Origin of the sequence: Fictibacillus sp. NRS-1165, from assembly GCF_050468105.1 — a bacterium.
Classification (GTDB): Bacteria; Bacillota; Bacilli; order Bacillales; family Fictibacillaceae; genus Fictibacillus_C; species Fictibacillus_C terrinigri.
On sequence record NZ_JBDPNU010000028.1, the window covers coordinates 38240 to 44852 of the forward strand.

The 6613-nt window shown below is 42.9% G+C and carries 6 protein-coding genes; all 6 read left to right on the plus strand.

Annotation, left to right across the window (positions count from 1 at the left end; all coding sequences use genetic code 11):
- Positions 1-44 precede the first annotated feature (44 nt).
- The 6 genes from ABHN01_RS14160 (at position 45) to sufB (ending at position 6459) form a co-directional block, all read left to right on the plus strand.
- A complete protein-coding gene (locus ABHN01_RS14160) occupies positions 45-419 on the plus strand; it encodes a carboxymuconolactone decarboxylase family protein (RefSeq protein ID WP_429876087.1) in 375 nt (124 codons plus the stop codon).
- 717 nt (positions 420-1136) lie between these two features.
- Positions 1137-1922, plus strand: a complete 786-nt coding sequence (sufC, locus tag ABHN01_RS14165; RefSeq protein WP_290398443.1) for a Fe-S cluster assembly ATPase SufC — start codon at positions 1137-1139, stop codon at positions 1920-1922.
- A gap of 21 nt (positions 1923-1943) precedes the next feature.
- A complete protein-coding gene (gene sufD, locus ABHN01_RS14170) occupies positions 1944-3239 on the plus strand; it encodes a Fe-S cluster assembly protein SufD (protein WP_429876088.1) in 1296 nt (431 codons plus the stop codon).
- Complete coding sequence (locus ABHN01_RS14175; protein ID WP_429876089.1) at positions 3239-4459, plus strand: cysteine desulfurase; 1221 nt, start codon at positions 3239-3241, stop codon at positions 4457-4459. Before sufD ends, ABHN01_RS14175 begins: the two co-directional genes overlap by 1 nt.
- Complete coding sequence (sufU, locus tag ABHN01_RS14180; RefSeq protein ID WP_290398446.1) at positions 4449-4889, plus strand: Fe-S cluster assembly sulfur transfer protein SufU; 441 nt, start codon at positions 4449-4451, stop codon at positions 4887-4889. Before ABHN01_RS14175 ends, sufU begins: the two co-directional genes overlap by 11 nt.
- A gap of 172 nt (positions 4890-5061) precedes the next feature.
- Positions 5062-6459 (plus strand): Fe-S cluster assembly protein SufB, encoded by a 1398-nt coding sequence (gene sufB / locus ABHN01_RS14185; protein ID WP_290398447.1) that lies wholly within the window; start codon positions 5062-5064, stop codon positions 6457-6459.
- Positions 6460-6613 lie beyond the last annotated feature (154 nt).

Below are 6613 nucleotides of genomic sequence, written 5' to 3' on the forward strand. Positions count from 1 at the left end.
CATACTAAATTTTGTCTATCTTAGGACAGGAGGATGAAAAGGATATGGAACATCATGAAATGTCTGGATATAACTCAACACAGCACCATTTAATCCGTTACAAAGAAGGTTTAGCGAAGTACACAGATCATATGCCAGAGGTGGCTCATTCTTTTAATGAATTTACTCGACATTGTTTCAAGGAAGGTGAAATCTCTGAAAAAAACAAGCAGCTGATTGCTTTAGGGATCAGTATTCATGCCCAGGATGAATATTGCATCATCTATCACACCAAAGGCTGTTTGGACCAGGGCGCCAGTGAAAATGAAATTCTTGAGGCCGTTGGTGTTGCGGCAGCCTTTGGAGGCGGTGCGGCAATGAGCCAGGGTGTAACACTCGTTCAGGAATGCATACAAGAACTTAAAAATCCTATGCAATAAAGCCGAAAGAGTTCCTATATTGGAGCTCTTTTTTTGTATTTCCTTACATCAGGGAGCTTTTGAGAGGATATATAAGGATGTATGAGTCAGTATGCATCAATATAAGGAAACCCCTTCATCTTTGTAAATATGGCGTTGAATGGAATTTGAAGCACGCCACGGGTGTTTGTTACGCTATACTTGTTGATTTAGTGTTAATAACACGAAAGGATGATTCATTATTCACTCGATAAAAGTAAATCATACTTCTGAAATGGAAAAAGCACTGCAAAAGAATCATGGAATTGGTTATGCTGAATATGAACGTAATCTAGAGAAACGGATCACCATAGAACAATCCAGGGAAAAAGAATATCAAAAAAGTTTAGAAGTCTCTAATGAAATGGAACGAAAAATTCTATAGTATAGGTAGGGGGGATCAGCATTCAATGATGGATGCTGATTTTCTGTTTAAAGAAGTACTGGATGAAAAATGAGAAAAGGAGCCTAGGAGGCCCTCAACAAAAAGAGCGTGCGTCTGTGTAAGAGTTCCAGTGTTTTCGAACTTCAGCAACGCACTTGCGCTTTTCTTAATCCAATCGTTCCTGCAGGTTGAAGATAAAATAAATTTGTTATAATATTAGAATGAGAATAAATTGAGAATGGAATGAGAGAAGCTTTCATTCTTGTTCACATTAACAATATATTTCACTGAAATATAAGATGGAGGTAAATTTTATGTCTACACCTAATTTAAAGATTGAAAACCTGCGTGTTTCTATCGAAGACAAGGAAATCATCAAAGGTTTAAACCTTGAAATAAACGGCGGAGAAATCCATGCGGTCATGGGGCCAAATGGAACAGGTAAATCAACCTTATCTTCAGCGTTAATGGGACACCCCAAGTACGAAGTAACTGAGGGGCAAGTAACTTTCAACGGCGAAGACCTTTTTGAGATGGAAGTAGATGAGCGTGCAAAAGCAGGACTTTTCCTTGCTATGCAATATCCGAGCGAAGTGAGCGGTATTACCAATGCGGACTTTTTGCGTTCTGCCATTAACGCACGCCGTGAGGAAGGCCAAGAAATCTCTCTAATGAAATTCATCCGTGAACTTGACAAAAAAATGGAGCTTCTTGAAATGGACAGCTCTTTTGCGCACCGTTACTTAAATGAAGGCTTCTCCGGCGGTGAAAAGAAACGTAATGAAATTCTTCAATTGATGATGATCGAACCTAAGATCGCGATCTTGGACGAAATTGACTCCGGTCTTGATATCGATGCTCTAAAAGTGGTGGCAAAAGGTGTCAACGAAATGAGAAACCCGGAGTTCGGCTGCTTGATCATCACTCACTATCAGCGTTTGCTTAACTACATTACTCCGGACAAAGTCCACGTAATGATGCAAGGCCGCATTGTTAAATCCGGCGGTCCAGAATTGGCACAGCGCTTAGAAGCAGAAGGATATGACTGGATCAAAGAAGAGTTGGGAATCGAAGACGAAACTGTTGGCCAAGAGGCGTAAGCAAGTTAGGAGGATTTGTACATGTCAGTTGAAACTTCTTTAAAATATGACAGGGATTATGTAAGCAAGTTCTCTGAAAGCCGCCAAGAACCTCAGTGGCTTTTAGAACTGCGTTTACGTGCATTGGAATTGGCGCAGCAGCTTCCTATGCCTAAGCCCGATAAAACGAAAATCGACAAATGGAATCTTACGGATTTCAATCACGAAAGCACTGCTGAAGAAAGTGCAGAGCTTCCTGAACAAGTGAAGGCCTTAATCGGTGAAGAAGAAGCGGGAAATCTTCTTGTGATCCGCAACGGAAAAGTGGCTCATTCTTCCATTTCAGAAGAGCTGTCTTCCCAAGGCGTAATCTTTACTGATTTCAAAACAGCGTCTCAAAAGCATGGAGACCTTCTGCAAAAGTATTTCATGAAGGAAGCGGTCAGCGTTGAGGAAAACCGCCTGACAGCTATACATGCGGCTCTAGTAACCAATGGAGCATTCATCCATGTTCCAAAGAACGTAGAGTTGAAAACTCCGCTTCAGGCGATCTATTTCCACGATGATGAGCAAACAGGGCTCGTGAACCATGTAATCATCGCTGCGGAAGACAACAGCTCAGTCACTTATGTTGAGAACTACCTGTCAACAAACGAAACCCGTGAGTCTGTTGCCAATATTGTATCTGAAGTGTTTGCAGGCCCCGGTGCAAAAGTAGTTTACGGTGCAGTGGATAATCTGGCAAAAGGAATGACTTCCTATATTAACCGCCGTGGACGTGCAGAGCGAGACGCACGAATCGATTGGGCGCTAGGCCAGTTGAATGATGGAAACACAGTTTCTGATAATACTACTCACCTTGTTGGTGATGGTTCATACGCTGATACAAAAACGGTAAATATCGGTCAAGGTGACCAAAAGCAGAACTTTGTTGCACAAATATTCCACCATGGGAAAAACTCTGAAGGCTACATTCTAACTCATGGGGTAATGAAGGATTCTGCAAGCTCCATCTTTAATGGAATCACTAAAATCGAACATGGTGCAACAAAATCCAACGGCGAGCAGACGGAACGGGTATTGATGCTGAGCGAAAAAGCTCGCGGAGATGCAAACCCGATTCTTTTAATCGATGAAGATGATGTTACAGCGGGCCATGCTGCATCTGTCGGCAGAATCGATCCAATTCAGTTGTTCTACCTGATGAGCCGCGGAATATCAAAAGCTGAGGCTGAACGGTTGATCATTCATGGTTTCTTAGGGCCAGTTGTTAATGAAATACCGCTTGAATCCGTGAAAAAACGTTTGGTTGAGGTAATAGAAAGGAAAGTCAGATAATGAACGCTCAAGAAGTAAGAAAGCTGTTTCCGATCCTTCATCAGGAAGTCAATGGAAAACCGCTTGTTTACTTTGATAGTGCCGCCACTTCGCAAAAACCGGTACCTGTCATTGAAGCGATTGAAAAATATTACCGTGAATACAATTCAAATGTTCACCGCGGAGTCCATACCCTGGGTACAAGAGCGACGGATGGCTATGAAGGAGCAAGAGAAAAAGTCCGCCGTTTCATTAATGCTAAATCCACGCAGGAAGTAATTTTTACTCGTGGTACGACAACTTCAATCAATACAGTTGCAGCAAGCTACGGATTGGCTAACCTGTCAGAAGGCGATGAGATTGTCATCACACCGATGGAGCATCACAGCAACATCATCCCATGGCAGCAAGTCGCTAAAAAGACAGGCGCCACACTTAAATATATTCCATTAAGAGAAGATGGTTCGATCGATCTTCAGGATGTTGAAAACACAGTAACGGAACATACTAAAATTGTATCCGTGATGCATGTATCCAACGTCCTTGGAACCATTAATCCAGTGAAAGAAATTGCTGCCATCGCCCATAAAAACGGCGCGGTTATGGTCGTGGATGGGGCGCAAAGCACACCGCACTTAAACGTGGACGTTCAAGATCTGGATTGCGATTTCTTTGCTTTTTCATCTCATAAAATGTGCGGACCTACGGGAATTGGTGTCCTTTACGGCAAGAAGGCCCTGCTTAACCAAATGGAGCCTGTGGAATTCGGCGGAGAAATGATTGATTTCGTGGATCTGTATGATTCTACATGGAAAGAGCTTCCTTGGAAGTTTGAAGGAGGGACACCGATTATAGCTGGAGCGATCGGATTAGGCGCAGCCATTGATTTTCTACAGGAAATCGGCCTCGATAACATTCACAGACATGAGGAAGAACTCGCAAAATATGCGATGGAGCGAATTTCCGAAATGGATGGGATCACTATCTATGGACCGAAAGACCGGGCTGGTATCGTTACGTTTAATATTGAGGGTGTTCATCCGCATGATGTGGCAACTGTACTTGATGCAGAAGGTATCGCTGTACGTGCCGGACATCACTGCGCACAGCCGTTGATGAAGTGGCTGAAAGCATCCTCAACCGCCCGGGCAAGTTTCTATTTGTATAACACCAAAGACGAGATTGATTCTTTTGTAAAAGGATTGGTCACGACAAAGGAGTATTTTGGCCATGTCTTCTAATTTAGATCAGCTTTACCGGCAGGTCATTATGGATCATTACAAAAACCCGCGCAATAAAGGGGAATTAACGGATGATTCAGTGACCATCAACATGAACAATCCGACGTGCGGAGACAGAATCCAGCTTCACTTGAAAGTGGAGGACGGAAAGATTTCCGACGCTAAGTTTGATGGGGAAGGCTGCTCGATCAGCCTGGCATCTGCGAGCATGATGACGCAAACGGTAAAAGGTTTATCTGTGGAAAACGCGGTTAAGCTGGCACATGTGTTTTACAATATGATGCTGGGGAAAGAGTATGATGATGAGACATTTGATCTTGGTGACATCGAAGCCCTGCAAGGAGTTTCCAAATTCCCTGCACGAATCAAATGCGCCACCCTCGCCTGGAAAGCTATGGAGAAGGGCGTAGGGCATCAGGAAGAAGAATAAACGTCGATCATCGGAGCCTCTCTGATTGAATAAGAATCACCCTCTGCAGAAATTCATAAGAGCGGTGCCGAAGGCAGGCCTCCTGCTTTCTTGTTAAAAATGTTTTATATGTTACAATGTTAACAATACTGCCATTGCAAGAGAATTGTATCCTTTAAGGAGGGATGAAACGATGGCTAAGAAAATGCCTGATATTGGCGAATACAAATATGGTTTTCGCGATAAAGACGTTTCTATATTCCGCTCAAAACGCGGGTTGACGAAAGAAGTTGTAGAAGAAATCTCCAAGATGAAAAACGAACCGCAATGGATGCTGGACTTCCGTTTGAAATCATTGGAGCAATTTTATAAAATGCCGATGCCTCAATGGGGCGGAAATTTGAAAGACCTAAACTTTGATGACATTACTTACTATGTTAAGCCGTCAGAGAAGTCTGAAAAGTCGTGGGATGAAGTTCCACCTGAGATCAAAGCGACTTTTGACAAATTAGGAATTCCGGAAGCTGAACAAAAGTACCTTGCTGGGGTTTCTGCTCAGTATGAATCCGAAGTGGTTTATCACAACATGAAAGAAGACTTATCTGATCTCGGGATTCTCTTTACCGATACGGATACCGCTTTAAAAGAGCACGAAGATATTTTTAAAGAGTATTTTGGGACGGTTATTCCACCGTCTGACAACAAGTTTGCAGCGTTAAACTCTGCGGTTTGGTCTGGTGGATCTTTCATCTATGTGCCAAAAGGTGTGAAGTGTGATACTCCGTTGCAGGCATACTTCCGAATTAATTCTGAAAATATGGGTCAATTCGAGCGTACCCTGATCATCGCGGATGAAGACAGCTCCGTTCACTATGTAGAGGGATGTACAGCACCAGTATACTCTACGAACTCTCTCCACAGTGCAGTGGTTGAGATCATCGTTAAAAAGAACGCATATGCCCGTTATACAACCATTCAGAACTGGGCGAATAACATTTATAACCTTGTAACAAAACGTGCGGTTGCAGAAGAAAATGCAACGATGGAATGGGTAGACGGAAACATCGGTTCACGTCTTACCATGAAATATCCAGCGGTTGTTATGAAAGGCCGCGGTGCAAAAGGCACGATCCTTTCCATCGCGATCGCCGGAAAAGGACAGCATCAGGATGCCGGAGCAAAAGTTCTTCACTTAGCGCCTGATTGTTCATCAACGATCGTTTCAAAGTCGATCTCCAAGCATGGCGGTAAAGTAACGTATCGCGGAATTTCACACTTTGGACGCCGTTCGGAAGGCTCTAAGTCCAACATCAAGTGTGATACTCTCATCATGGATAACCAATCGACTTCAGATACGATTCCTTACAACGAAATCTTGAACAACAACATCACTCTTGAGCATGAAGCGACAGTTTCAAAAGTATCAGAGGATCAATTGTTCTACCTCATGAGCCGTGGTATTTCTGAGCAGGAAGCTACAGAAATGATCGTAATGGGCTTCATCGAGCCATTCACGAAAGAACTTCCGATGGAATATGCGGTTGAAATGAACCGTCTGATCAAGTTCGAGATGGAAGGTTCAATCGGATAAAGTCCAAAAGACCTTGGTATATAAGGAATATACCAAGGCTTTTTTATGTCTAAATTAACTGCTTGCCGATTTCGTGCCGATTCGAAATTTAATCTCTTGTAGTAATACGTTTTTAATTTATGAAATTCATCTTCTTCAACAATACCAGCTAATA

Excerpts from the sequence above, each read along its gene's own strand:
- ABHN01_RS14175 (WP_429876089.1), top strand. The coding sequence starts at position 3,239 with ATGAACGCTCAAGAAGTAAGAAAGCTGTTTCCGATCCTTCATCAGGAA.
- sufD (WP_429876088.1), top strand. The coding sequence starts at position 1,944 with ATGTCAGTTGAAACTTCTTTAAAATATGACAGGGATTATGTAAGCAAG.
- ABHN01_RS14160 (WP_429876087.1), top strand. The coding sequence starts at position 45 with ATGGAACATCATGAAATGTCTGGATATAACTCAACACAGCACCATTTA.
- sufC (WP_290398443.1), top strand. The coding sequence starts at position 1,137 with ATGTCTACACCTAATTTAAAGATTGAAAACCTGCGTGTTTCTATCGAA.
- sufB (WP_290398447.1), top strand. The coding sequence starts at position 5,062 with ATGGCTAAGAAAATGCCTGATATTGGCGAATACAAATATGGTTTTCGC.
- sufU (WP_290398446.1), top strand. The coding sequence starts at position 4,449 with ATGTCTTCTAATTTAGATCAGCTTTACCGGCAGGTCATTATGGATCAT.